21 protein-coding genes are annotated in these 23,294 nt (G+C 60.2%); 12 read left to right on the top strand and 9 right to left on the bottom strand.

The window, feature by feature from the left end:
- Positions 1–46: 46 nt before the first annotated feature.
- The 5 genes from ACSOSP_RS39940 to ACSOSP_RS39920 form a co-directional block, all read right to left on the bottom strand.
- Entirely contained in the window at positions 47–1,117 is a 1,071-nt protein-coding gene (locus tag ACSOSP_RS39940) for an ABC transporter substrate-binding protein (RefSeq protein ID WP_455314518.1), read from the bottom strand.
- A 27-nt stretch (positions 1,118–1,144) separates the two neighbouring features.
- Positions 1,145–2,044, bottom strand: coding sequence for a 4-hydroxy-tetrahydrodipicolinate synthase (gene dapA, locus ACSOSP_RS39935; protein ID WP_455314517.1), 900 nt, complete (start codon positions 2,042–2,044; stop codon positions 1,145–1,147).
- 359 nt (positions 2,045–2,403) lie between these two features.
- Complete coding sequence (gene pruA / locus ACSOSP_RS39930; RefSeq protein WP_455314516.1) at positions 2,404–4,014, bottom strand: L-glutamate gamma-semialdehyde dehydrogenase; 1,611 nt, start codon at positions 4,012–4,014, stop codon at positions 2,404–2,406.
- 328 nt (positions 4,015–4,342) lie between these two features.
- Entirely contained in the window at positions 4,343–5,344 is a 1,002-nt protein-coding gene (locus ACSOSP_RS39925) for a LysR family transcriptional regulator (RefSeq protein WP_455314515.1), read from the bottom strand.
- 72 nt (positions 5,345–5,416) lie between these two features.
- On the bottom strand, positions 5,417–6,268 hold the full coding sequence (locus ACSOSP_RS39920) for an N-formylglutamate amidohydrolase (protein WP_455314514.1): 852 nt from the start codon (positions 6,266–6,268) through the stop codon (positions 5,417–5,419).
- A gap of 462 nt (positions 6,269–6,730) precedes the next feature.
- Between ACSOSP_RS39920 and ACSOSP_RS39915 the strand changes: the two genes are divergently transcribed.
- Positions 6,731–7,522, top strand: a complete 792-nt coding sequence (locus ACSOSP_RS39915; protein ID WP_455314513.1) for an SDR family NAD(P)-dependent oxidoreductase — start codon at positions 6,731–6,733, stop codon at positions 7,520–7,522.
- Positions 7,523–7,663: 141 nt separating this feature from the next.
- Here ACSOSP_RS39915 and ACSOSP_RS39910 read toward each other — a convergent pair whose 3' ends face one another.
- A complete protein-coding gene (locus ACSOSP_RS39910; RefSeq protein ID WP_455314512.1) occupies positions 7,664–7,927 on the bottom strand; it encodes a hypothetical protein in 264 nt (87 codons plus the stop codon).
- A gap of 195 nt (positions 7,928–8,122) precedes the next feature.
- Between ACSOSP_RS39910 and ACSOSP_RS39905 the strand changes: the two genes are divergently transcribed.
- Complete coding sequence (locus ACSOSP_RS39905; protein ID WP_455314511.1) at positions 8,123–9,070, top strand: AEC family transporter; 948 nt, start codon at positions 8,123–8,125, stop codon at positions 9,068–9,070.
- Between the two features lie 176 nt (positions 9,071–9,246).
- Positions 9,247–10,908 carry an NAD-dependent malic enzyme gene (locus tag ACSOSP_RS39900; protein WP_455314510.1) on the top strand — a complete coding sequence of 554 codons (1,662 nt, stop codon included), beginning with the start codon at positions 9,247–9,249 and terminating at the stop codon, positions 10,906–10,908.
- 217 nt (positions 10,909–11,125) lie between these two features.
- Here the strand turns inward: ACSOSP_RS39900 and ACSOSP_RS39895 are convergent, their stop codons facing one another.
- The 3 genes from ACSOSP_RS39895 to ACSOSP_RS39885 all read right to left on the bottom strand — a co-directional run bounded on the left by ACSOSP_RS39895 (position 11,126) and on the right by ACSOSP_RS39885 (position 12,793).
- A complete protein-coding gene (locus ACSOSP_RS39895) occupies positions 11,126–12,178 on the bottom strand; it encodes a serine hydrolase domain-containing protein (protein ID WP_455314509.1) in 1,053 nt (350 codons plus the stop codon).
- A 167-nt stretch (positions 12,179–12,345) separates the two neighbouring features.
- Complete coding sequence (locus ACSOSP_RS39890; RefSeq protein WP_455314508.1) at positions 12,346–12,528, bottom strand: hypothetical protein; 183 nt, start codon at positions 12,526–12,528, stop codon at positions 12,346–12,348.
- A gap of 10 nt (positions 12,529–12,538) precedes the next feature.
- A complete protein-coding gene (locus ACSOSP_RS39885; RefSeq protein ID WP_455314507.1) occupies positions 12,539–12,793 on the bottom strand; it encodes a hypothetical protein in 255 nt (84 codons plus the stop codon).
- Positions 12,794–13,055: 262 nt separating this feature from the next.
- Between ACSOSP_RS39885 and ACSOSP_RS39880 the strand changes: the two genes are divergently transcribed.
- The 9 genes from ACSOSP_RS39880 (at position 13,056) to tdh (ending at position 23,247) form a co-directional block, all read left to right on the top strand.
- The gene (locus ACSOSP_RS39880; protein WP_455315388.1) at positions 13,056–13,562 is read left to right on the top strand and encodes a metal-dependent hydrolase; all 507 of its coding nucleotides are present in this window, start codon (positions 13,056–13,058) and stop codon (positions 13,560–13,562) included.
- 455 nt (positions 13,563–14,017) lie between these two features.
- Positions 14,018–14,707, top strand: a complete 690-nt coding sequence (locus ACSOSP_RS39875; protein WP_455315387.1) for an ABC transporter permease — start codon at positions 14,018–14,020, stop codon at positions 14,705–14,707.
- 56 nt (positions 14,708–14,763) lie between these two features.
- On the top strand, positions 14,764–15,477 hold the full coding sequence (locus ACSOSP_RS39870; protein WP_455314506.1) for an ABC transporter permease: 714 nt from the start codon (positions 14,764–14,766) through the stop codon (positions 15,475–15,477).
- An 80-nt stretch (positions 15,478–15,557) separates the two neighbouring features.
- Positions 15,558–16,349 (top strand): ABC transporter ATP-binding protein, encoded by a 792-nt coding sequence (locus tag ACSOSP_RS39865; protein WP_455314505.1) that lies wholly within the window; start codon positions 15,558–15,560, stop codon positions 16,347–16,349.
- Between the two features lie 996 nt (positions 16,350–17,345).
- A complete protein-coding gene (locus ACSOSP_RS39860; RefSeq protein WP_455314504.1) occupies positions 17,346–18,395 on the top strand; it encodes a GlxA family transcriptional regulator in 1,050 nt (349 codons plus the stop codon).
- A gap of 117 nt (positions 18,396–18,512) precedes the next feature.
- Entirely contained in the window at positions 18,513–19,310 is a 798-nt protein-coding gene (locus tag ACSOSP_RS39855; RefSeq protein ID WP_455315386.1) for an ABC transporter substrate-binding protein, read from the top strand.
- 272 nt (positions 19,311–19,582) lie between these two features.
- Complete coding sequence (locus ACSOSP_RS39850) at positions 19,583–20,863, top strand: MFS transporter (RefSeq protein ID WP_455314503.1); 1,281 nt, start codon at positions 19,583–19,585, stop codon at positions 20,861–20,863.
- A 130-nt stretch (positions 20,864–20,993) separates the two neighbouring features.
- Positions 20,994–22,193: a glycine C-acetyltransferase gene (locus tag ACSOSP_RS39845; protein ID WP_455314502.1), complete on the top strand. Its 1,200-nt coding sequence runs from the start codon at positions 20,994–20,996 to the stop codon at positions 22,191–22,193.
- A gap of 25 nt (positions 22,194–22,218) precedes the next feature.
- Positions 22,219–23,247, top strand: coding sequence for an L-threonine 3-dehydrogenase (gene tdh / locus ACSOSP_RS39840; RefSeq protein ID WP_158934887.1), 1,029 nt, complete (start codon positions 22,219–22,221; stop codon positions 23,245–23,247).
- Positions 23,248–23,294: the final 47 nt, after the last annotated feature.

Below are 23,294 nucleotides of genomic sequence, written 5' to 3'. Positions count from 1 at the left end.
ACCCTCACCCCGATGGATCTCGACCGGCATCGGGAACAGTGCTCGATCAACTGAGCACCCACTCCTTGAATCGCAAGGTCAATTCATCATAGTGGTCAGCCCACCATACATCGTTGCTGACGACGTTCATCTTGTTGGAGGGGTCCGACAGCCACTTTCGCACCTCCGGCTTCACCATGGGCAGCGCGCTCTTACTTGCAGGCGTATTGCCAAGCGCATCCATCAGGGCGGCCTGGCGGTCCGGACGCAGTGCAAATTGCAGGAACTTGATGGCGTTCGCCTTGTTCGGCGAGTTCTTCAGCACCACCAGATACTCAAGACCAATCAGATTCTGCTTGAACGAGAAGTTGATAGGTTTGTTGGCTTCCTGAGCCGCCTTGACGCGCGTCGAGTAGGTGTAGCTGAAGTCAACCTGGCCGGTCTCGACAAGCGTGACGGTTTGCGGCGTCTGGTCTACCCAGTTGCCTATATACGGCTTGATACGGTCGAGCGACTTGAAGGCCCGTTCGACGTCAAGCGGGTACAGTTTTTCCGGAGGTACCCCGTCAGCGAGCAATGCGATTTCCATCGTCTCGCTCGCCCGGTTGCGCAGGGTCCGCTGCCCTGGAAACTTCTTGAAGTCGAAGTACTCGGCAAAGGTCTGCGGATGCTTGCCGTCCGGAAATTTGCTGTTGTCCCAACAGATTCCGCCCGTGAAGCCATAGAGAGGGACAGCGTCCTTCGTCATCGACGCGATGAGATCGCCGCGGTTGAACAGCGCCGGGTCAAGGGGCTCCCAGTAGCCGTTCTTCGAACCCGTCATCGCCATCGGGCCTACCGCGTCGAAAACGTCCCATTGGACGTTGTTCGTCATCACCTGAGCCTTCACCTTCGCGAGGTCCGGCGTATCCACCAGGGTCACGTGCACGCCGAACTCTTTCTCGAACGGCGTGGCAAGTGCGTCCTGAACGCCTGCATGGTAGTTTCCGCCCCAACTCACGACCGTCAGGTTGCTGGCCGCCATGGCCTTGCGTGAGGTGATGACCATCGGCGCCGCGATGGTAGTCGAGAGCAGCGTCGCGCCTGCAGCTTGCAGGAACCGGCGGCGTGGCAGGATGATCCTGGAATCAGATGACATGGCTTGGGCCTTTATGCGATGAGTGGTCTACTCGGTTTCACGTGCCAGGATGGGCGCAATGACGGTCGCGAGACGTTGCCGCAGCGCGTCTGACGCCGGCAGCATCGGCAGCAGGACGTCGCCGAAATCCAGTCCCTGCAGCGCGAGCGCGGCTTTGATTGGCGCCGGGTTTGGCTCGGCAAAAATCGCATCGATGAGGGGGCGCAAAGTCGCATGCAGCGCGACCGCTTCCTCAAGATGCCCGCTCGACGCGAGCGCCAACACCCTGGCCCATTGCCTCGGAATCAGGTTGGAGCTCGAGATGATTCCCCCGACTGCGCCCATTGCCACGTGCAGCGGGAGGACGTCTTCCTCACCGCTCAAGATCGCGATTTTCGTGGCCGCCAGTTCTGCTGCCCGCATCTGCTGCGCGAGGTCCGGGTTGCATGCCTTGATACCGACGACACGGGTCAGCTCCGCGAGTCGCGCGACAGTCTCGTAGTGCAGCGAAACACCCGTGCGATACGGGATCTCATACAGGATGATGTCCGCATCGACTTCGTCGGCGAACTTCTTGTAGTAGTCGACAATCCCGTCCTGGGTCGGACGAAAATAGTACGGCGTCACCACCATCAGGGCCCGGGCGCCGGCGGCGACGAAAGCCTTCGCGTTATCAACGGCATCGCCGATACCCGGTGACAGAATGCCGGGCACCACATGAAGCTTGCCGCCGCCAGCCTCGATCGAAGTTTCGACGACACGCAGGCGCTCGCTTGCCGTGAGTGAGGTGTATTCGCCGGTTCCGCCCAACGGCACGACCCCGTCAGCCCCGGCGGACGTCAGGCGCTGGATGTGCTGATACAGAGGCGCCGGCTGGAATCGGCCGTGTTTGTCGAGGGGGGTGGGAACCGCCGTCAGAATGCCCGCGTATTTGTGTTTCGTGCTCATCTGTACGCCCTTCTTCTGATGAAAATTCGCTTTGGTCGTCGTCCGGTCGCCGAACGTCGCATGATTGACACGATAGAAAGACAAAAATAAAGGTGTTGCACCATCAGTGCCAGTTACCCTCTTCATAAGACGCTGTTATCCAATCAGCATCCCTGCACCGTCGAGCGATTCTTGCACTGGGATAAACCCTCAGCCCGTCGGCATTGCATGGCAATCCGATGGCTTGATGAGTGCAACGCCTGGCGCTGGAACACCATGCCGATGGTGTGCCGCTCCAGCGCATTGCGGTTTATTGGCTTCCCCTGAAGAAGACCAGGGTCGACGCCGAAATCCTCCGCATGGGAAGCTGTGAAACGCGCTTACGCGCCGAACTGCCAGTCGCGCGGCGGCATGTACGTTTCCTTGACGGTTCGCGGTGACGACCAACGCAGCAGATTCAGATACGAACCGGCCTTGTCATTCGTGCCGCTCGCCCGGCCACCACCGAAGGGCTGTTGTCCAATCATTGCGCCGGTCGGCTTGTCGTTCAAATACAAGTTCCCCGCTGCATTGACGAGTGCGTCTTCTGCCTGGTGGAGAGCCAAGCGGTCCGTGGAGAATATCGAACCGGTCAGCGCATAGGGGCTGGTCGCATCGATGAGCTCAAGGGTCTCCGGCCACGCGTTGTCTTCGTACACGAACACCGACAGAATCGGGCCGAAGAGTTCCTCGGTCATCAGCGCATGCTTCGGGTCCGAAACCTGAAGCACGGTCGGCTCGACGAAGTAGCCCGGATCGGACCAGGTCTTGCCGCCCGAGACGACCTTGACTGCGGAGTCTTCCTTCGCCGCAGACAGGACGCCGCTGAGCTTTTGATGAGAAGCCTTCGAAATCACGGCGCCCATGAATGTGCTGAAATCGGCCACGTCGCCGACCTTGAGTGGCGCGAGACGCTCACGCAACTCCTGCTCGATGGCGCCCCACAGGCTTTTCGGAAGGTACGCGCGCGACGCCGCACTGCACTTCTGGCCTTGATATCCAAAGGCTCCGCGAATCAACGCAATCGCGACTTCGCTAGCGTTGGCGGATGCGTGCGCGAGAACGAAGTCCTTGCCACCCGTCTCGCCGACCAGACGCGGAATGGTCCGGAACGAATCTACCTTCGACGCGACGCCCTTCCACAGTGACTGGAACACAGCCGACGAACCCGTGAAGTGAATGCCCGCGAGATCCCGCGACGACAGCGCGAGCCGCGTCGTCAATTCAGCTTCGCCCGGTACGAAGTTGATCACGCCCGGCGGCAGGCCGGCTTCCTCGAGCGCCTCGAAAAAGATGTAGTTGGCCAACGCCGATTTCTCGGACGGTTTCCAGAGGACCGTATTGCCCATGATTGCGGGTGCGGTCGTCAGGTTTGCGCCGATAGCCGTGAAGTTGAAGGGCGAGACGGCGTAGACGAAGCCCTCCAGAGGACGCCAGTCGGTACGGTTCGCTGCAGTTGAAACCGACATCGGTTGCTCCGCATACACGCGTTGCGCGTTATAGGCGTTGAAGCGCAGGAAATCGATGAGCTCGCAGGCGCTATCCGGCTCGGCCTCTTCGACTGTCTTGCTCTGGCCCAGCATGGTTGCCGCGTTGATCTTCATGCGCGAACGTGTCGCGACAATTTCCGCTGCCCGATGAAGAACGGTCGCGCGGCTGGCGTGCGTCAGGTTCGCCCAATCACGCGCCACTGACTTTGAGCTGGCGATGGCTTCGTTGATCTGGGCTTCGGACGGCCGGTGAATACGAGCGAGCAGTCGTTGATGGTCATGCGGCGCACGCACTTCCACGACGTCGTTCGAGAAATAGCGCCTGCCGCCGATAACAGTCGGGATTTCGACAACGTCGCGCTGTTCAAGCGCCTTGGTCAGCTGAAGTGCCGCTGAAGTTCCTTGGCCGAAATGCACTTCCGGCTCATTAGCCGGCAACGGGAATTGTGGACCTGAAATCACGCTCACTCCTTAAGAAAGCTATTGGACGGACCGGGAGCAAGACGGGCGTCTCGCGTCGAATGCCATTTGTTGCATGCCATTTCTCGCGCTCTTCGTGGCCGACTCGTCTCACCGGTTCACTACGCTTTCGAGAGTAGCCGTGGCAAAAAACAGGGAGCCTTGCAAAACCAGCACTTATGGTTTGAATCGAACCCGGTTATGAAAAGGCATGTGCGAGGACGGCCTCGGCGCATCGGCGCCTGAAGGCGACTTTGCCAAAATCCCGTTGCTGAAGCACGTGAAGCCAAATGGTATGACGGCCGGCAATCCGGTGTACGGACACCGGCGACTAACCCTCTTCCGGCAAGAAAACATCTTCCGGGCTCAGGGATAGCGCCTTCGCAATGTCCCGTGAAACCTGCCGTTCATAGGCCCGTCGAAGCAGGTCGTATAGATCCGAGGGCAGATGACCCAGTTCGTTTTCCCGGAACGCAAGAAAGAATGAGCGGCTAAGTCCCGTATAGGGACGTCCGTGCCGCGAGAAGGCAGACAGCGGAACAACCCGCAGATCCGGAATGTATTGCCTCGATTGCCACACGCACAGCGGCGTGCTGATGGCGAAGCCAAGACCGGCAGCCACAAGACTGAGCATCGGGTCGGTCGCGTCGAATTCACAGGTTCGCTCGACGTTTTCCGAGTTCGCGGCCAGATACGCGTCGACATGTTGGCCGATTACCGAGCGGGCACTGTAGCGAATGAGCTGCAGATGCCGGCTCAGGTCCGCCAGCGTCGTGAAGCGGTCGACCTCGAAACTCTTTGGCAAGACGACAAAGTAAGGCTCGGAGAACAGCTTTTGCCGACGAATACCGGGCGCTTGCGTGAGGCCTGAAGTGGTCACTGCCATGTCGAGCTGACGTGCCTCGAGCTGCCCGTCGAGTGTCGGCGTAATGCCGGACCACAGGCGAATCTGATGCGAGGTGCCGGCCAACGCCTTGATGATGATTGGACCGATAGTGGCGGCAAACGAATCGACGCAACCGAGTCGAACGACGACGCGCTTCGCCCGGGTCACGTTGCGCACGCTCTCGACCATCTGGTCTGCGCCCTGCAAGAGAACGGTCGCATGCTCGAAGAGGCGGTGGCCCGCAGCGGTAGGCCGCGCAGGCCGCGTCGCGCGGTCAAGGAGCGTGGTGTCGAGAATCGTCTCCAGGGCCTTGATGCGCTGGGAGACCCCGGCCTGCGAAATGGCAAGCCGGCTTGCCGCGTCCGAAATGGAACCGGCCTCCACCACAGCCACCCAGCTGGCAAGCAAGTCCCAGTCAGGATACTGTTCGGGTACGCTCTCTTTCATGGTCTGCGACGAAGTGCCGGCAAAATGGTTTTAGATGGCCGCTCGGGCAGTGCAACCTTACGAACCCAAGGTTTAGTACCGCCCGTCAGGTTCGGAATAGATATGAGCGCCTTGTTCGCTCCTGGGCATCTTCCTCAGGACCGCATCGAGTGCAGCCAGCGCGTTGTCCAGCGCAGCATCTTGATCCGTTGCGCCCGAGCGCGACGCAACATCTCGCGGCTCGCAGTCGAGGCGCCAGCGGCCGGCCACCTCGACCTCGACCGCATGCACCCCATTCGCAGGCATACCGTAATGCTGGGCGGCAAAGGCGTCCGCAAGCTTCCCGTTGACCACCCACGAGCGCTTGAATGCCTGCACCGACTCCGTGATTGCAGCGACCAGGCTTCTGTCACAAGCCGCGCCGCGATTAGTTCCTATATTACATTCCGCAGCACCCGGCTGATCCCGGTAGGGCGACAACCACGAGCTGGCATGCGAGACGAGCAGCAGGACATTGTCGTGCATGCCACGCAGCCGTACCAGCTCCTCAGCGAGCGCTGCATGAAACGGCTTCCAGTATTCTTCGACGCGGGCGTTCACATCTGCTTCGGACGGCTCCCGTCCCTGCGCGTATAGCGCTTCACCCCTGGACGTGTGTGTTCTGCACAGCCCAACGCGATTGAGCCTGGACGAAAGCGGCCGGCTATCGAGCGCGACGTTAAAGTCGATGACACAAGGATGATATAGAGCAGAAAGGCATGTCATGCCTCTCCTGGATGCGGCCGACTGCAAAATCACGCCAAACGGGTCCGCCAGCCGCCCCTCGACAGGACCCCAGGCGGGATTGACCAGTAACGCCGCCGGCACAGACGTTCCGGTATGCGGAGTAACGACCAGCACGGGCGAGTCACCTCGGGAAATCTGGCCGTAAGGCAGGTTCTGCATGTTGGGATCCTCAGGTTCGCATCGATGCGCATCGAATGGTCGGTTTTCGCGCGCCGGCGTATCCGGACGTGACACGTTGTCAATGACACTACCCGAACAGAATTCCGGACGAGTCTCCGTAAGCCCGGGTTTAGCTGTTCATAAGCGGCGCTTAAGAACTTGGCGCCGGCTTTACGCGCGGGTGAACACCGCCTTACTGCAACGCAGCATCTGATTTCGTCGGGGGACCTGATGTCGGCAGGCACGGGGCGACGAGGATCGTCGCTTCATCTGAATCCAGTAGACTCGGGCAAATATAATGAACGTGATCTTCGCGTTCCAGACGAGATGCCGCTTCCTGCATTCGACGGTTTCGAGTCGGCAAACGGACCATTGCCGTCGCGCATATCCGTGCAGGTGAGCAGTTGATCGTCCGTCAATCTACTGTGCCCGTCTGACAACGGGCAGGCAAACGGAGGCATTGTGAGTGAACTGACAGGCAAAGGCGCGGTTGTGACCGGCGGTGGACGCGGTATCGGGCTCGCATGTGCACGCTTGATCGCCGAGCGCGGCGGATCCGTGGCATTGCTCGGTGAGAACCCTGAAGTGCTGGAGCAGGCAGTGGCGACGTTGCGTGCCGAAGGACACACTGTCACCGCCTTCGTCGCCGATGTTGGCATCGAAGACGAAGTTGCCGACGCGATGGAAAAGTCCGCAGCATTTCTTGGTTCTATCGATATCCTAATCAATAATGCGGCGATACAGCCCTATGGCACCGTTGCGTCCATGGGATCGGCTGAGTGGGACAACGTCATGCGTGTCAATCTTCGCGGAACGTATCTGGCCTGTCACTACGCTTTGCCGCACATGCTCAGGTTGCAACGCGGTTCGATCGTCAACATCGCCTCGGTACAGGCGCTTGCCAACCAGGCTCGGGTCGCCGCCTACGCCACCTCGAAGGCGGGGATGCTTGCTCTGACGCGTTCGCTCGCCGTGGATTTTGGTCCGTCGGGCATACGTGCAAATACCGTCTGTCCAGGCTGCATCGATGCACCGATGACACGCTTCGCAGCCGCTGAAACCGCGCCGGGGCGAGAGGACGAAATCCTTCGGGAATGGGGTAAGGCGCAGCCGCTCGGACGAATCGGGCGCCCGGAAGAAGTCGCTGAAGTCGTCGCCTTTCTGGCGAGCGATCGCGCAAGTTTTTGCACAGGAGCGGAGTTCAAGGTTGACGGAGGGCTGATGGCAAGCCTCGGCGTCACATTGCCGGAGTGACAGACACTGTCCGCGTTCGAACCCGGCGTGACGGGGTTGCCAGTTTCCGCAAGCGGGATCTGGCAATGCCCTGTCTGTGAGAGGTTCGGCAACCCGCATCACATGAATATGTAATACCGCGGCGGGAAACAACGACGTAAATTAAGCGCCGAACTCGTCGACACACCGGGAATTGACGAAATGCTTACCTCGACGGATTCCCGCGGGCGTCACTCCGCTGCTATCGCTCATTAGTAGCAGTTCGGGCAACCGGTCCGTGTGCGCGGGTTTTGTGCCAGTCGCGAAGCCGTCGCCTACGGTCGCGAACGAATCGAAGACCTGACTGATTGGGAAGTGATTGCTGCGAAGCCGTGACTTGAATGCATGCAGGATGCCGCTGAGCGCCGCCCGATCCGATTCGGACAAGCGGCCTCGATTCTTCTTGCGCCACGGCTTAGGCGGCAGTCAAGGTCCGATCAGTGTCTACCATTCATTGTCATAGATCGGCATTACCATCCCTTGGCATCCGTTCTCCCGACGTCGAAGCTTAACCGCTCACCGAGAAATCAAGCGCCCCTCAGGGTTCTTTGAACTGGCCTCCAGACTAAAAAGGTCGATCCCGTGATTGAAACGATCCTTAACGGACTCTTGCCGGTTGCATTCGTCATCATTCTCGGATGGTTCTCGGCCAGGATCGGTCTCCTGAAGCATGAGGATGCCGGTGTGCTGGCAACGCTGGTTATCCGTTTTGCATTACCGTTCGCGCTGTTTTACGCGGCGGCGACCACGCCGGCGGATAAGATAATTGATGTAAGACTGATGCTATGTCTCACATTTGGATTGATGGGCAGCTATTTGATTGCCCTGGCGGTGGGCCGCTTTGTGTTCAAGCATGACCTGCGGACTGCCACCATGCAGGCACTGGTGTGCGGATATCCTGACATGGCGTATTTTGGTGCGCCCATCCTGGCAGCCATGTTCGGTCCGGCAGGGTTTCTGGTGGTGCTTGTCGGCAACCTGGTCACCAGTATCATCATGTTGCCCTTGACCATAGTCTTGACGCGTATTTCGGACAAGCAGGACGAAGGGCACGGCTGGAAGGACACCTTGCATGTCCTGGGCCATGCCCTTCAAGGTGCGGCTACCAATCCCATTGTCTTTCTGCCAATCCTCGGTGTCGTCCTGAGCTTCTGCCGCGTGACGCTCCCGACGCCCGTACTTACATCAGTGGACTTGATCGGCAAGTCATCGGGTGGCGTCTCGCTGTTCGCACTTGGCTTGATGCTCTACGGAGAGAAATTCCAGATCAACCTCAATGTCTTCACCAACATCGGCATAAAGAATTTCTTTATGCCGGCGTTGATGCTGCTAGGCGTGTACCTCTTCAAGGTAACGGGAAATTCCGCCCACCAGGCCATCATCACCGGAGCGGTTCCGACTGCGACTGCAGCCGCCATGTTCGCCTTAAAGAACAAGACCTACACCGCTGACGCGACTTCAACAATTTTGCTAAGCACGATTTTGGGGATCGGGACAGAAGCAATACTCATCGGCTTGTTCTCTAGCTAGCGGGCGCTGAGCTCCCGCCGATTGCCGCGAAGTTATCGCAGAGTCCATATAGACAATCCAGCCATTTGGTATCGATATTTTTCGCACCAGGATCCAAAGCGAACTGCTCTGACCTTATTTAGGAAATCGTCATGGAAAAAATAGTTGATGTAGCGAATCCAATTGCGACGGAACTGATGAGCTACGACCTGATCAACCAGCCTGGACTTAACAAGGGAACGGCCTTTACGGAAGAGGAACGCGATCTGTTCCACCTGCATGGACTGCTTCCGCCGCACATCGGTACTCTGGAAGACCAGGCAGCGCGACGGATCAAGGTGCTGCGCGGCTTCGAAACCGACTTCGAACGCTACGCGTTTCTCCGGGACTTGCAGGATACCAATGAGACGCTCTTCTATTCGGTGCTCGTCAACAACCTCGAAGAGTTGTTGCCGATTGTCTATACGCCGACCGTCGGCGAGGGATGCCAGCGCTTCAGCGAAATCTGGCGCAAGCCCCGCGGATTATTTCTAAGCTATGCCAATAAGCACCGTATCCGCGAAATCTTTGCCGACAAGAGCTTCGATCGAGTTCGCGCCATCGTGGTGACCGATGGCGAAAGGATTCTTGGGCTGGGTGATCAGGGTGCCGGCGGGATGGGAATCTCGATCGGCAAATTGGCCCTGTACGTGGGTTGCGCCGGCATTCATCCGGAAGAGACACTGCCAATCTTGCTCGATGTCGGCACCAATAACCAGGAGCGTCTCAACGACCCGCTTTACGTGGGATGGCGGCACGAGCGCGTCACCGGGGCCGAGTACGATGAATTCGTCGAAGAGTTCGTCACCGCTGTGGTCGAGCGTTGGCCGGACGTGCTTCTCCAGTGGGAAGACTTTGCCGGAGGCCATGCCGGACAGTTGCTTGAACGCTATCGCGACCGGCTCTGCACGTTCAATGACGATATTCAAAGTACCGCTTCAGTCGCGCTGGCAACGCTGCTGGCGGCCATCAACGTCACGGGAATACCGCTGACCGAGCAGCGCGTCGCCCTGCTCGGCGCCGGTTCCGCTGGCTGTGGCATCGTCTCGCTCGTGCTGCGGGCCATGATCGAAGCAGGCGCCAGCGAAGCAGAGGCGCAAAGCCGCTTCTATGCGATTGATCGCGACGGGCTTCTGGTCGACGGGATGCCTGGGATCACTCCGTGGCAGAGACCGTTCGTGCAGAGCCAGGCTGCCGTTGCCGGCTGGAAGACGCAGTCGCCAGGCAAGATCGGGCTGTTCGATGTGGTGGCGAATGCGCACCCGACGGTGCTGATCGGCGTGTCGGGTCAGTTTGGCGCGTTCACGGAAGAAGCCATCCGTCTGATGGCGCAGCATGTCGAGAAGCCGGTCATTTTCCCGCTCTCGAACCCGACATCGCGCAGCGAGGCCACGCTTGAGCAACTCGTCGCCTGGACGGACGGCCGCGCGCTGGTTGGCACAGGCAGCCCGTTCAAACCCGTTGTCTGGAACGGTGTGGAAATAGCCAACAACCAGACGAACAACTCTTACATCTTCCCAGGCATGGGCCTCGGTATCCTGGCCGTGGGGGCAAACCGGGTGACAGATGCCATGTTCATGGTGGCTGGCAAGGCGGTGGCTGCCCTGTCGCCGACAGTAACCGACCCGAAAGGAAGGCTCTTGCCGAGAGTTAGCCAGTTGCGCGATGTGGCAATTTCGGTGGCGAAGGCGGTTGCCCGGCAGGCGCAACTGGACGGCGTTGCCACGGTTAGCGATGAGTCGGCTATCGATGCGCGCATCGCGGACTATATGTGGGAGCCGCAGTATCGCCGCTATATCAAGCGCACCTCGGCAGGCTGATGCGGATCACACCATGCGGTCGCGCCCCCTACATTGAGCGTCTCGCTGCATGACGGTGGACGATCATTGCAGCCGGCCGCAGCGCGGTTGCGGGAAGTCATCATCGAGACGTTGACGGCAAGTCTTCGTGAACTCGCTGCGCCGAAGGTCGCGACACTGCCATGAGCAGGACTCAATGCATCGATGCCCATCGGCATGTTGTCCCGCCCTTCCAAACTTAACCGCCGGCCCCTTCCCCAGCCGCCCTCACCGCGTCCTCCAAAAGCGCGATGAGCGCGGGCCGCCCGGCACGGTGGGTGGTAAAGCCTGCAATCGACACACCTGCATCCGGTGAGTAATAAACCGCGGTTCCCCAGTACCCCGTGTGCGAAAAACACTCCCGTCCGCTCAGACGCTTCGCCGCCATACCCAGCCGATATTCTTCAGCGCCCTCATGGTCACCTTGGCGCAGCATCTCGGCAAGCGTGGCGGGATCGTCGAATACGCGGTGCTCGAAGAGGTCTTGCTGGAACGTAGCAAGATCACGGACCGACATGACCAGTCCGCCGCCGCCATAAAGATCGAGTGTTGCGCTGACATCGGTGACATCGGTTGCGGCCGCGTCGTCGAGGAATTGGCGCGCGCGTGCCTGCGTCCCCGCGGGTTGAGACTCGACCATTTCCCACCATGTCGATGAGAGCCCACGCTCGTCAAGACGCAACTGATGCCGCACGCTCTGCGCGAGCGGCGCTTGCGTCACGCGCTCGATGATGTCGCCCAGCAGAACGTAGCCGGTATCGGAATACAGGTACTCCTGGCCAGGCTCGTTGGTGGGCTCTGAGCAGTAACAGGAAAGGCCGACTTGCTCCTCACGGGTCCAATGATGTGTGGGATCAGCGAGCACCGCCTTGAAATAACGCGGATCGTCGGCGTGATCGAATACGCCAGCGCTATGGCTCAGGAGATGGCGCACCGTGATCTTGTCGGTGAGGTATCCGCGGGACGTCAGCAAGCGCTCAAGCGCTGGCGTAAGCAGCGGCGCAATGGGCGCATCGAGGACGATCGCTCCCTGCTCCCACAAGCGCAGCACCGTCGCGGCTACGAAGGTCTTGGTATTGCTCGCGACCCGCAGCGGTGTATCGATGGTCAGTGGCCTGCCGGTGGACGCATCCGCCATCCCGGTCGCAATACCCCATGGGGACGCCACGTTTTTGCCCGTGACAAACACGGCCATTGCGACGCTCTGCTCCTGCAACGCCGCAGTCAAGGCTTCCCGTTGTAGAAAATCCAAACCCTTCTCCCGGTGATCGATGAAAATCGAGCGCTGCTCGTGTCGGCGCAGTCAGCGCACCTCGAAGGTTACCGGGAAACGTCCGGCAAACGGAGGCCCGTGCCGGGTGCATCGTACAGGCAATGTCAAACGGACCCCTCGGTCCTTGCCCCTCAACCAGTCAGTTTTTAAAGCCTTTCGAACTGCTTGCGGGTCGTCATCGCCGTGCCTAACGGAATCGCGATGCCGGCCAAAATCCCCAGTACCGATCCGAACCCGTGCGCGACACTTACCGGTGTCAGCGCCGACAGGTGGATAAAACCTGGAGACAACAACGCAAGAACCGTTTCGATCGTCTGCGTCAGCATCATTGCTCCTTCTTCATGCGGGCTTGAGCACCTTCTTGTGTTTGCTCGCCGCAGGTTGCTTGAACATCGCCTTGCAGTCAGGACTGAGTTGCTGAACATGCGCCTTCATGCAGACGGTGATTTTTTGCTCGTTCGGAATCTCCGCTGCGCAGTAGCGAATCGCGTCGCCTTTGCAGGCTGCCGTCTGCTCATCGCGGGTCGCGGCAAACGCCGTACTGCTCAGCAGGATGCCAAGTAAGGAAACGGCGGTCAGGACAAAACGGGACATGGCTTTGGTAGAAGGTGGCGATATCGTCATGCAGCAAATCGCGCGCCTGCCCCTGCCCCCTTGCCTTGCGACCGAACGCGGACGCGAGCGGCGAACCATAACGACGTGCCGGCGCTGCTCGCTCGCCCTCTTTCCGGCGCGTCAACAACCCATCCGCGAACACTGGAGCGTGCCTGCAGCCTCTCTGGTCAATGCGCACAATACGCAGCGATTGTGTCAACATGCGCGACTTCATTTCATTCGCCAGACGCGGCATTTCTTCATGGCTTCGAGCAACGCGCATCACGCGACCGGGTGGGCAGCAGGTCTTATTGCTGCTGCGGTGGTCAGCAAAGCCGGCGCAGCCGGTCCGTATCACGTTTTGGGGATTCTGAGCTTTTGGGCGGGCGTGTTTGGCGGCACCGCACCGGACTGGCTCGAAGTGGCGTGGTGGACGCGGGCGAGAAGGTTATGGATCACGCACCGCACGCTCACGCATTGGGGTGTCGGCTGGGTTGCACTGCTCGCGGTTTCCTACCACTTGCTCGGCGTCCACCCATGGGCCGCCGTCAGTTTCGGCTTCGCCTGCGGCGGCCTGATGCATCTCTTCGCCGACTGGCCCAACCCGCTCGGCGTGCCCTGGCTCGTCTCGCGACACTCGCTGAACTGGTGGAACAGCGGTCGATGCGACGCGTTGATCGTCGGTGCGGCATGGATCGCGGCGGCCTTGGCTGTCGACCATGTCTGGTTTCATGGCGCGTATGGCCTCAGGCTGTTGCACGTGCTCTGAACGGAACGCTTTGATTTTTCTGCCCTTCTTCACCGGCGATACATGGCCGGACACGCGCGCGCGTTGATCCATTCGATTGCAGGACGCACCGGCGTCATCGAGCTTCCATCTGCGCAGGATCGAACCGGTGGATTTTCACGCCCCAGCCCTGCCGATGCGCTTTTCCAGCCGCTTTGTTTCTATCGAAAAAGCGACGCAAAACCTGTGGATTCCGCTCGTCGGCCGACGTCGCGCGACAGGTCATAGGGAAGTCGCAACGCAACCGAAGCCCCTGCCCCGGGGAGCATTGTTCGCAACCCGCATCGATCGGCGCGTTTGTTGCGGCGCAATAAAACACCCTCACCGCGTTTGAGCAATTAATTTTCGCCGGTGACTATCGGCGCCAGTCGTCCGGACAGCACCGCCGTCATAAGGCGCGTGTCCACACGATCCCTTCAACCGACGGAGACATGCACTTGTTCCTATACGGCTATGGTCCACTGCTGCTGGCGGGCGCGAAACAGACGATTGCGCTCGCGGTCCTGTCGCTCGCGGTATCCATCCTGCTCGGGCTCGCCGGTGCGAGCGCCAAGCTATCGGGCAACCGCGTCACGCGCGGCGTCGCCACCGCCTACACCACGCTGATCCGCGCGGTGCCCGACCTGGTCCTGATGCTGCTGCTTTTCTACAGCATCCAGATCGCGGTCAACAACCTGACCGATGCGTTCGGCCTGGAGCAATTCGACATCGATCCCTTCACAGCCGGCGTGCTGACGCTTGGCTTCATCTACGGCGCTTATTTCACCGAGACTTTTCGCGGCGCGTTTCTCGCGGTGCCGCGCGGCCAGCTGGAAGCCGGCAGCGCTTACGGCATGAGCGGCGTGCGCGTGTTCGTGCGTATCCTGTTTCCGCAGATGATGCGCTTCGCGCTGCCGGGCATCGGCAACAACTGGCAGGTGATGATCAAGGCGACGGCGCTGGTGTCGATTATCGGTCTCGCCGATATCGTCAAGGCTGCGCAAGACGCCGGCAAAAGCACCTACAAGATGTTTTTCTTCATCATGGTTGCAGCCGCTGCCTATCTCGCGATCACGACTGTCTCGAACATCGTTCTGCTGTATCTCGAACGCCGCTATTCCACGGGCGTGCGGCACGCCGACCTCTAAGCTAGCGCTCAGTGCGCTCTCAGCCAGCTCTCAGCAAAAAAGGAAAAGCGACCATCATGATCCAGATACTTGCCGATTACTGGCGCCCGTTTCTTTACTCCGATGGCATGCGCGCCTCGGGTCTCGTGGTGACCTTGTGGCTTCTGGCGAGCGCGCTTGCGCTTGGCTTTATCGCGGCGGTTCCGCTTGCGTGTGCCCGTGTATCGAAGAACCGCTGGCTCGCGACGCCCGTGCGCATCTACACTTACGTGTTTCGCGGCACGCCGCTCTACGTGCAGTTGCTGCTGCTCTATACCGGCGTGTACGGTCTCGAATTCGTGCGTTCGCAGTCGCTGCTCGAAGCCTTCTTTCGCAGCGGTTTCAACTGCGCGATCCTGGCCTTCGCGCTCAATACCTGCGCGTACACCACCGAGATTTTCGCCGGTGCGATCCGCTCGACTCCGTACGGCGAAGTGGAGGCGGCACGCGCGTATGGCATGAGCACCTTCACGGTGTACCGGCGCGTGATCCTGCCGTCCGCGTTGCGGCGAGCGCTGCCGCTGTACAGTAACGAAGTGATCCTGATGCTGCACGCCACGACGGTTGCGTTTACCGCAACCGTACCGGACATCCTGAAGGTCGCACGCGACGCCAACTCGGCAACCTATCAATCGTTCGAGTCGTTCGGGCTTGCGGCGCTGATCTATTTGGCCGTGTCGTTCGTGTTGATCGGTGCGTTCCGGCGCGCAGAAAAGCACTGGCTTGGTTATCTGGGCACGAGCCGTCGTTGATGGTCGTCGCTTAGAATCTCGCAGCCAGAGCATCATCCTGGTCTAAACCGCAGTTCAGTCAACCACCCCGGGAGTATGAGTTGGAGCCAACCGCCAAAGATGCCGCGACAAAACTGGGCGCGCAGGACATTCACAAGCGCTACGGCGACAATGAGGTGCTCAAGGGCGTGTCGCTTTCCGCGCGCGCGGGCGACGTCATCAGCATCATTGGTGCGAGCGGTTCGGGCAAGAGCACGTTCTTGCGCTGCATCAACTTCCTTGAGCGGCCGAACGCGGGGCAGATCGAGGTGGATGGCGAGACGGTGCTGGTCAAGACCGACCGCGCGGGTAACTATGAGGTGGCCGACCGCAAGCAGTTGCAGCGTGTACGGACGAAACTCGCGATGGTGTTCCAGCACTTCAACTTGTGGTCGCATATGACCGCTATCGAAAACGTGATGGAAGCGCCGCGACATGTGCTTGGTCTCTCGAAGAAGGAAGCTGAGGAGCGTGCACGGATGTACCTTGAGAAAGTGGGTCTCGCGCCTCGCATCGAGAAGCAATATCCTTCGCATATGTCTGGCGGGCAGCAGCAGCGCGTGGCCATTGCGCGCGCGTTGGCGATGCATCCCGACGTGATGCTGTTCGACGAACCGACTTCGGCGCTCGATCCGGAACTGGTTGGCGAAGTGCTGAAGGTGATGCAGAAGCTTGCTGAAGAGGGCCGCACGATGATTGTGGTCACGCATGAGATGGGCTTTGCGAGGAATGTCTCGAATCATGTGATGTTCCTGCATCAGGGGCGCACTGAGGAAGAAGGTGCACCGGCGGAGGTGCTCACCGCGCCGAAGAGTGAGCGGTTGAGGCAGTTTCTCTCTGGGAGTCTTAAGTAGGGTCGTTCGCACTTGGGGTTGGTCGGGGGCGGTGTTTGGTTGGTGGGGGTGGCGTTGGGGTCAGTGCCGGGTTGCCAGGTTCCTGCGTTAGCGGTCGGAGTCAATGCCGGGTTGCTGCTTTCGGAGTTAGTGGTCTGCGTGGGTGAGCTATTTTCTTTATCACTATTAGCCACTGCGCGTGGCGGCGCGTCATTTCTTGGTCCTTAGCGACAAAGAAACGAAGCAAAGAAAGCGCTTTCAAAACGCGGGCTCGTAAGTTGACCCAGCGTGCAGTTTCCACGTTTTTGGCACCCCAAAAGCACGGTGCTCGCAAGAGCAACGGATGTTTGAACCCCTCCTTCTCGCGAATTCTTACACGCACACGCTTCGCCCCGTACGCTCTCGGGCAAGCACCCTTGCCAAGAAACCCGCACGGCATCACGCGTGTTTACCGTTGCGGATCTTCGTGGGTTGGTTGCCTGGCCGGCGCGGTTGTTTTTGTTGGTAGGGCCTCATGGTCCTGTTTGGCTTAGTTTCTTGGTGGGTTGGCGACGTGGTTCGGGATGCATACTAATTTGGTGGACGGTTTTTCGCGGATAGCGCGGGGTGTACCTTGGGCAGGTTCAGTCACTGGTGGCGAAGCGTGTGGGTATCGGTGTTCGGAGAAGGAGGGTTTCACACATCCGTCGCTCTTGCGAGCACCGTGCTTTTGGGGTGCCAAAAACGTGGAGGCTGCACGCTAGGTCAACTTATGAGCCCTCGTTTTGAAAGCGTTTTCTTTGCTTCGTTTCTTTGTCGCTTTGGACAAAGAAATGACGCGCCGCCACGCGCAGTGGCTAAAAGTGATAAAGAAATTAGTCAACCTAAGCAGACCACTAAGCCAAGCAGCAGCAACCCGGCATCGACTCCGACCGCTAACCCTAGAACCTGGCAACCTGAGCACTGACCCCGACCGCTAACACCCAAACGCCCCCCCACCAACCCACCCCCGAGTGCGAACGAAAACCAATTCCAAACATGAGCGCGAGCGATAACCCCGCCCCGGGAGCCAAACCACTCAAGGTCGCAGTCGTGGTCCTGCCACCCTGCTCCATGAGCGGCGTAGGCATGATCCTCGACAGTCTGCGTCTCGCGAACGAAATCGACGGTCACGCCCTCTACAACTGGCAAATCTGCTCATGGGACGGCCGCCCCCTGACATTCGCCGGCGGCGCGCAGCTCCACGCCGATACCGCGTTCGGCGACGCCGTCAGTTGCGACTGGCTCATCGTGCTCAGCGAGCGCTATCAGCAATTCGCCGACTACCGCCTCTTCCTGCAAAGCCTCGCACGCGTGGGCAGCCGCACGCCGCGCGTGACGGGCATCCACCACGGCGTCTGGTGGCTTGCGATGGCGGGCCAGTTGAGCGCATACCGCGTGGCAGTGAACTGGGAAACCTACCAGCAGTTCGCCGAGGAGTTCGAACGTTCGATCGTCACGCAACAGATATTCGAAATCGACCGCGATCGTTCGACCTGTACCGGTGGACAGGCTACTGTCGACTTCATGCTTGCAATGATCGCGCGCGACCAGGGCGCGGATCTGGCGGAACGGATCGCCGATTCGCTGGGCATCGGCGTATTGCGCTCAGGCGAAGAACGCCAGCGCATTCCATTCGTGACCGCGCCAGGTGAACGCCATCCGAAGCTCAATGACGCACTGCAACTGATGGAAGCGAACATTGAAGACCCACTCGCCACCGATGAAATCGCCGGGCTTGTCGGCATCTCCCGACGTCAGCTCGAGCGCCTGTTCCGACAGTACCTCGGCGCAATGCCATCAAAGTACTACGTCAACCTGCGCCTGACCAAGGCACGCACGCAATTGCAGCGCACCAGCAAGTCGGTCGTGCAGATCAGCCTCGCGTGCGGGTTCGCATCGGCGGCGCATTTCTCCAACGCGTACCGCGACCGCTTCGGCGTGACACCCCGCGAAGAACGCCGCAACTGGATCGAAAAGCACAGCGGACAGGCACCCGATGAACCGCGTGGCGGCGCGTTGCTCGGTTCATCGCGTGAGCCTGTTTGAAGTCCCTTTTGCTGGTCTGCGCATGGCCCTCATCTCGCGTTCGCCGGTACTGACCGCTCGTACGATTAAAATCACCGCCCCACTCCTCAGAGGTATGCATTGAAGAACGTTTATTGGATGGATCACAAGGTCGCCGCTTTCGCGCTCGCCGCCACCACGGTATTCGCCGCCTCATTCGCCGCATCAGGCGCGCATGCGGCCGATCTCAAGGAAATTCGCTTTGGCGTCGAGGCGTCGTATGCGCCGTTCGAATCGAAGTCGCCAAGCGGCGAGCTGGTTGGTTTCGACATCGATGTCGGTAACGCGGTATGCGCGAAGCTCAAGGTCAAATGCGTCTGGGTCGAGAACTCGTTCGATGGCCTCATCCCCGCCTTGCAGGCTCGCAAGTTCGACGCGATCAACTCGGACATGACCATCACCGACCAGCGCAAGGCGGCCGTCAACTTCACGAACCCCATCTACGCGATCCCGAATCAGCTCATCGCGAAGAAAGGCAGCAAGATCCTGCCCACGGTCGAGGGCCTGAAGGGCGCGCACGTCGGCGTGCTGCAAGGCTCGATCCAGGAAACCTACGCGAAGGCCAAGTGGGCGACGGCCGGTATCGACGTGGTGTCGTACCAGGCCCAGGACCAGGTGTATGCGGATCTCGCAGCGGGCCGTCTGGATGCAGCATTCCAGGATGCGGAAGCGGCGTCGAAGGGCTTCCTGAAGACCCCGCAGGGGGCGGGCTTCGCGTTCGCGGGACCCGCCGTGGCTGATCAGAAACTGCTGGGCGCGGGGGTGGGTTTCGGCGTGGCCAAGAACAACCATGCGCTGAAGGATGCCCTCGATCAGGCGCTCACGGATCTGAAGGCGGATGGCACCATCGACAAGCTGGGGTCGAAGTACTTCGACGTGAAGGTGGTGGTGAAGTAAGACCCGGTCTTGCAATGCGGCACGGGCGCGCTCAAGCAAACGCCCCGTGCCTGCATGGGATCTGGCATGAGCGATCGACCGAATACCATGGGCCGATCGACCTTTTTTGATCGTGCACGCCGCGCTGTATCATCACGGGCTCACACAGGCTTCGAGTTCAAGGGTTGTTCATCGAGCGGACCGGCGCAGGCACGCCGCTGCCTCGATCAGACCTGGCTCGACACCAGAGTGCATTGGCAAGGCCACTGCCATTCGCACGGAGCCCATTCTTCATGACAAGCCACAAGCAAGACCGCGTCGATTCGCTCGATGTCCCGACCCACGGCAGCGCGCCTGACACGGTCGGCACGCACAGCCCCGTTCGCGCGTTGATCGCAGCCGTTTCAGGCTACGCGATGGACGGATTCGACCTGCTCATCCTCGGCTTCATGCTGAACCTGATTTCCGCCGACCTGGGCCTGACGAGTGCCCAAGCGGGATCGCTGGTCACGTGGACGCTCACCGGCGGGGTCGTGGGCGGCGTAGGCTTCGGCATACTGAGCGACTACCTCGGCCGCGTTCGCGTGCTGACCTACACCATCCTGCTGTTCGCGCTCTTCACCGGCCTCTGCGCGCTCGCAACGGGTTATGCCGACCTGCTTGTTTACCGGTTTGTGGCAGGCATCGGGCTAGGCGGGGAGTTTGGTATCGGCATGGCGCTTGCCATCGAAGCGTGGCCGGCAGACCAGCGCGGGCGCGTGTCGTCGTATGTCGGCATGGGCTGGCAACTGGGCGTCCTCGCGGCGGCCGTGGTCACGCCGCTGCTGCTGCCGCATATCGGCTGGCGTGGCATGTTCGTCGTCGGCCTGTTTCCGGCCGTGGGGTCTTTTGTGATTCGCAAGGCTATCGGCGAATCCGAACTGTTCGTGCGCACGAATGCCACGAATGCCACGAATGCCACGAAGAAACGCGAGTTCCCGATCAAGACCTTGTTCCGCGACAAGACCACGACCAAGCACAGCATTGGCGTAATCATCCTTTGCTCGGTACAGAACTTCGGCTACTACGGGCTGATCGTCTGGATGCCGGCTTACCTTTCGAAGATGTTCGGCTACACGCTCACCAAGTCCGCCATCTGGACCGGCGCATCGATCCTCGGCATGCTCGCCGGCATCTGGATCTTCGGCCAGCTTGCGGACCGGATAGGACGCAAGCCAACCTTCATCGGGTATCAGGCCGGCGCGCTGGTCATGGTGTTCGTCTACTCGACGCTCAGCACCCCGGATGCGCTGCTGATCGGAGGCATTTTCATGGGCTTGTTCGTGAACGGGATGATGGGCGGCTACGGCGCGCTGATGGCCGAGCTCTACCCCACTCACGCTCGAAGCACCGCACAAAACGTGCTGTGGAGCATCGGGCGCGCGGTAGGCGGTTTCGGTCCGCTCGTGATCGGAGCGCTCGCCACGCATTACTCGTTCGGCACGGCAATCGCGTTGCTGGCGTCGATCTATATTCTCGATCTGCTCGCAACACTCTTTCTGATTCCGGAGCTGCGCGGGGTCGCGCTGGAGTGATTGCCGCGGGTGAATGTGTCCCCGGACTCGCCGGACGTTCGCGCAAATGGCATTTTCCTTCATACTGGCAACTGCGGCATCGAAACGGCATCGCCGTGCGCTGTCTTCGTATCACTCAGGAGCATGATCCATGCATGATTCTTATCTTGCGCATGTGCGCAGCACCCTCGACCAGATTCGCGCCGACGGTTTTTACAAGACCGAGCGCGTGATCTCGAGTCCGCAATCGGCCGATATCCAGCTCGCGGGCGGCGGCGACATGCTGAACTTCTGCGCCAATAATTACCTCGGTCTCGCCAACGATGCCCGCCTGATCGAAGCCGCCAAAACGGGCCTTGACCACGATGGTTTCGGCATGGCGTCAGTGCGGTTTATCTGCGGTACGCAGACCGTCCACAAGGAACTCGAGCAAGCGCTCGCCACCTTCCTTCAGACCGATGACTGCATCCTGTACTCAAGTTGTTTCGATGCAAACGGCGGCCTGTTCGAAACCTTGCTCGACGAATCCGACGCCATCATCAGTGACGAACTCAATCACGCGAGCATTATCGACGGCGTGCGTTTGTCGAAGGCAAAACGGTACCGCTACAAGAACAATGATCTCGCGGACCTTGAAACGAAGCTGCGCGAAGCGGATGCAGCCGGCGCGCGTTTCAAGCTGATCGCCACCGACGGCGTGTTTTCGATGGACGGCATCATCGCGAATCTCGCGGGCATCTGCGACCTCGCCGATCGATATGGTGCGCTCGTCATGGTCGACGACTCGCACGCGGTGGGTTTTATCGGCGAGCACGGTCGCGGTACGCCGGAGCACTGCGGCGTACTCTCTCGTATCGACATCATCACCGGCACATTGGGCAAGGCGCTCGGCGGCGCGTCCGGTGGTTACGTGGCCGCGCGTCGCGAGATCGTGGAGTTGCTGCGGCAGCGCTCGCGCCCGTATCTGTTCTCGAATTCGCTCGCACCCAGCATTGCCGCCGCCACGCTCAAGGTGCTCGAACTGCTGGCGAGCGACGAAGGCGCCCAACTGCGCGCCAGCGTGCGCGCCAACGGCGCCCATTTCCGCGACGCCATGAGCAAGCTCGGTTTCACGCTCGTGCCAGGCGAACATCCGATCATTCCCGTGATGCTGGGTGATGCACAAGTGGCGTCGCGCATGGCGGACGCGTTGTTGCAGGAAGGCGTCTACGTCATTGGCTTTTCGTTCCCCGTGGTGCCGAAAGGCCGCGCCCGTATCCGCACGCAGATGAGCGCCGCGCATACGCCGGCGCAGATCGATCGCGCGGTCGATGCGTTTGCGCGCGTCGGCCGTTCACTGGGCATCATCTGAAGCATCGGGACAAATCGGAACCATCATGAAAGCACTTGCAAAGCTGGAACGCGGCCCTGGACTGACGCTGACACGCGTAAAGAAGCCCGAAGTCGGTCATAACGATGTGATGATCCGCATCACGCGTACGGCGATCTGCGGCACCGACATCCATATCTGGAAATGGGACGAGTGGGCGCAGAAGACGATTCCCGTGCCCATGCATGTGGGTCACGAATACGTGGGCGAGATTGTCGAGATGGGGCAGGAAGTGCGTGGTTTCGCGATCGGCGACCGCGTGTCGGGTGAAGGTCATATCACCTGCGGGTTCTGCAGAAATTGTCGCGCGGGACGCCGCCATCTGTGCCGCAATACCGTGGGCGTGGGGGTCAATCGTCCTGGCGCATTCGCCGAATTTCTCGTCATTCCAGCCTTCAATGCGTTCAAGATCCCGCCGGAAATTTCCGACGATCTCGCCGCTATCTTCGATCCGTTCGGCAACGCGACGCATACCGCGCTGTCGTTCAATCTCGTCGGCGAGGACGTGCTGATTACAGGCGCCGGGCCCATCGGAATCATGGCCGTGGCAATCGCCAAACATGTTGGCGCGCGCAACGTAGTGATCACCGATGTGAACGACTACCGGCTGGAGCTTGCGCGCAAGATGGGCGCGACGCGTGCGGTGAACGTATCGGAGACGTCATTGCGCGACGTGATGGCCGAGCTGCACATGACGGAGGGCTTCGACGTGGGGCTGGAAATGTCCGGCGTGCCGAGCGCGTTCACGGGCTTGCTCGAAGCGATGAATCACGGCGGCAAGGTGGCATTGCTCGGCATCCCGCCCGCACACATGGCGATCGACTGGACCCAGGTGATCTTTAAAGGACTGGAGATCAAGGGCATCTATGGCCGCGAGATGTTCGAGACCTGGTACAAGATGGTCGCCATGCTGCAAAGCGGACTCGATCTCTCCCCCATCCTCACGCACAGCTTCGCCGTGGACGACTACGAAGAAGCGTTCGCGACCATGCTGTCAGGCCAGAGCGGCAAGGTGATCCTGGACTGGACGGTTTGATTTTGATCGCCGGGCTGGAGTCATGTCCATATGACTCCAGCCCATGC

It is taken from the genome of Caballeronia sp. KNU42, from assembly GCF_053760385.1.
This window is presented reverse-complemented; position numbering and strand designations above follow the sequence as displayed.